General features: G+C 67.5%; 4 protein-coding genes and 1 tRNA gene. 3 read left to right on the top strand and 2 right to left on the bottom strand.

Features of this window, described 5'->3' with window-relative positions; translation table 11 throughout:
• Window positions 1-133: 133 nt before the first annotated feature.
• Complete coding sequence (locus tag NBZ85_RS29515) at window positions 134-316, bottom strand: hypothetical protein (RefSeq protein ID WP_261560274.1); 183 nt, start codon at window positions 314-316, stop codon at window positions 134-136.
• Window positions 317-392: 76 nt separating this feature from the next.
• Between NBZ85_RS29515 and NBZ85_RS32895 the strand changes: the two genes are divergently transcribed.
• Both NBZ85_RS32895 and NBZ85_RS29505 read left to right on the top strand, forming a co-directional pair.
• Window positions 393-782 (top strand): winged helix-turn-helix domain-containing protein, encoded by a 390-nt coding sequence (locus NBZ85_RS32895; RefSeq protein ID WP_308205079.1) that lies wholly within the window; start codon window positions 393-395, stop codon window positions 780-782.
• Between the two features lie 160 nt (window positions 783-942).
• Entirely contained in the window at window positions 943-1203 is a 261-nt protein-coding gene (locus NBZ85_RS29505; protein ID WP_261560273.1) for a tyrosine-type recombinase/integrase, read from the top strand.
• A 189-nt stretch (window positions 1204-1392) separates the two neighbouring features.
• Here the strand turns inward: NBZ85_RS29505 and NBZ85_RS29500 are convergent.
• Window positions 1393-1459: transfer RNA gene (locus NBZ85_RS29500), tRNA-Ala, on the bottom strand.
• A 343-nt stretch (window positions 1460-1802) separates the two neighbouring features.
• Between NBZ85_RS29500 and NBZ85_RS29495 the strand changes: the two genes are divergently transcribed.
• Window positions 1803-2939, top strand: a complete 1137-nt coding sequence (locus NBZ85_RS29495) for a tyrosine-type recombinase/integrase (RefSeq protein ID WP_261563213.1) — start codon at window positions 1803-1805, stop codon at window positions 2937-2939.
• The last annotated feature ends 149 nt before the right edge of the window (window positions 2940-3088 follow it).

Here is a 3088-nt window from a genome sequence, read left to right as displayed (position 1 = left end):
AACCAGTCGGCCGCAGCCATCCGCACCTGCTCACGTTCCACCTGCCTGGCGGGCGTCAACCTGCCACCCGCCGCGTACCTCATACCGGAGAGCTACCCGGCCCGCCAGGGACCATCACAGATCACCGGTAACCTCACCAATTACCTTCCTCGCCGCCGTCCGCGAACGCGACCCGGCAGGACTCGGCCGCTTCCCCGACGACGCCGAACTCCTGCGCCGCGGCGGCGTCACGGTCGCCGGCGGGCAGCCCACCGTCGCGGGCCTGCTCGCCCTCGGGGTCCACCCCCAGCAGTGGTTCCCCCGCTACGTCATCCAAGCCGCCGCGCAACCACCGTCGACCGGCTCGGCCGCGACGCCGTGACCTCGGCCCGCAACGCCAGGCTCGTCGCGATCTGCCAGCACGTCCGGTTCCCGCAGACCGACGCCCGCGTCATCGAAGCCCTCGCCAGCGGCCCCCACCGTCACCGAAGCACTCGCCGACCACGGTCTACCCCCAGCCCACTACGTCGGCAGCGGCATCCGCTTCACCGTCGTCCTCCACCAACCCACGACCGTCACGAACGCGACGTCCGCCGAGCCCGAGCCCGAGCCCGAGCGCCGCGGAACGACGCGTCTACCAGGCGCTGACCGGCCAGGGAAGGACGGTCAACGAACTCGCCGAACAACTCGGCCTGACCGGGCCGAACCTTCGCAAGACCCTCCGAAACCTGCGCGGCCGAGGACTGGTCGCCCAGCACGGCGGCAGCGGACGAACCACCACCTACCAGCGGACGAACCCGTAGCCGCGGCCAACCTACGATTCGCCCGCTGCCGAAACGGATCGCCGTCAAGGGGAAGAGGTCCACCACAGGACCACGCCACGGTGACTGAGCAGCCATGCGCCGGCGAGACACAACATTCGTTCACCATCGGTAACCGATGGCGAGATGTTGCCGGAGAGCCTTGCTCTCGGCGCCGGTCGCGTACAGCTCGTCGGTGCAGGGCCCGCGGTCGCTGCTGCAGCTGGCCGAGCCGTTGCCGGTGGCCCTGGCTGTGGGCGACGAGATCGGGGACCGGCTGCTGTCGCGCAAGCGGCTGCACGACCTTCGCCACGGGTCGGCGTCGATCCTGCTCGGCGAGGGAGTCGACATCACGATCGTGTCGACGAGGCTCGGCCACTCTTCGACGTCGGTGACGGGAAATCTGCACGCCCAGGTGCTGTGATCGTCGACGCCGACCAGCGTCTCGTCGGCGCCCAGCGCGGGCCGCCCAGCCCCACCGTGGCCAGGACGGGCGAATCTGTCCCGTGCCTCGACAGCCCAGCTCGGGGGGTTCGGGGGGTCGCTCCCCCCGGAAAAATCGCGGCCCGCCGGGAAGCTGACCGGAGGCCAGCGACCACGGCGGGCCAGCTCGTGGAGGTGAGGGGACTCGAACCCCTGGCCTCCTCCGTGCGAGGGAGGATTTCGGTTCAAGAACGCCTGTTCTAGTCGATCTCTGTGGGCCATAAAATAGCGTCCAGGCAGGCACTTTTCGTGCCTCCTCCTGTCGGGTCCGATCGTGAGGTGCCGTCTCGTTCGCGGACGACTCACGGACGGATGATCAAGGGGGCGAGGGTCGGCGTGGGCTACGCGAAGAAGCGAATCGGCACGGACGGCAAGCCGAGGTACACGGCGTGCTATCTCGACCTGCGCGGCCGGTTGCGGTCGGCTGGCACGTTCAACGGAAAGCGGGAGGCGGACCGGGCCTGGCAGAGCGCGGAGGTCAAACAGCGCGAGGGCCGGGTCGGCGATCCACGGCGCGGTCGACTGTCCTTCCGTGACTACGTGGAGAGCACCTGGTTTCCCAACCACGTCATGGAGGCGAGCACCCGCGAGACGTACCGATACAACCTCGACGCGCACATCCTTCCCTGGTTCACCGTGATGCGCATGGCCGAGATCATGCCGGCGGACGTCCGCGAGTGGGTGACCGACCAGAGCGCCAAAGGGTTGAGCCCGCATGTGATCGACAAGAACATGACCATCCTCAGCGGGATCTTCACGACGGCGCTGAATGATCAGGTGACCTTCCTGCATGCGTGCCGTGGGGTCAAGATTCCTGAGGTTCCGAAGCCACCCCTGCAGATCATCACGCCGGAACAGTTCGACCAGATCTATGAGAACCTCCCCGACCTGATTCTCCAGCTTCTGGTCGAACTCGACATCGAAAGCGGCATGCGGTGGGGTGAGCTGACCGAACTCCGGCCGCACGATCTCAGTATCGGCACGGGGATCGTCACGGTCAGCCGGACCGTGGTGGAGGTGAACCCGAAGTTCCACCCCGAGGGCAAGCGGTTCCTCGTGCAGCAGTACCCGAAGAACAAGAAGTACCGGCGCTTCAAGATCAGTCGCTCGGTGATGGACAAGATCGATCTCTTCATCCAGGCGAAGGCGATCGGGACCGACGATCTCATCCTCTTCATGCCGGAGCAGGAGCGCCTCGTGCCGGAGCCCAGACCGGCGATGGAATCGGACGGGCCGGAGCTGACCGAGCCCAACGAGAAGGGCCGCCAGTATCGGCACGGCACCATCACCGCGTATTCCATGGCTCCGTGCCGCTGTGACCGTTGCCGAGGTGCGTATGCGACCTACCGATCAACGCGTCGAGCGGAGGGCAAGGACAAGCCGCGCGGCCGGCGGCGCCGCGACACCGATGGACACATCCCGGGCGACTGGTTCCGCAAACAGGTGTGGCACCCCGCCGTCGCTGCGGCCGGCATCGGACGGCGTGTCCGGGTCCACGACCTCCGACACGCCCACGCTTCCTGGCTTCTCGCCGGCGGCGCTGATCTGCAGGTCGTCAAGGAGCGTCTCGGCCACGGCTCCATTGCCACGACCCAGCGCTACCTACACACCCTGCCGACAGCCGACGAGACGGCTCTCGACGCACTCGCCCGCACCCGCGGTCGTCGGACTCGATAGGTGGTTCACACTCACGGCGTGGCGGAGCCTGTCAATCCCGGTGAGACATCAGGCGGCTTGGTTCGTGGGTAGCGTCTCCTGGGTCTCGATGATCGCTGGGGGCTGGTTGATCCATGCCTTGGCTGGGAGCGCGGGCGGGGTTGGTCGGC

Source organism: Frankia tisae (assembly GCF_025403405.1).
In the GTDB taxonomy this organism is placed as follows: Bacteria; Actinomycetota; Actinomycetes; order Frankiales; family Frankiaceae; genus Frankia; species Frankia tisai.
The sequence above is the reverse complement of the archived record's forward strand: the minus strand, read 5'-3'. Positions and strand labels throughout refer to the sequence as shown.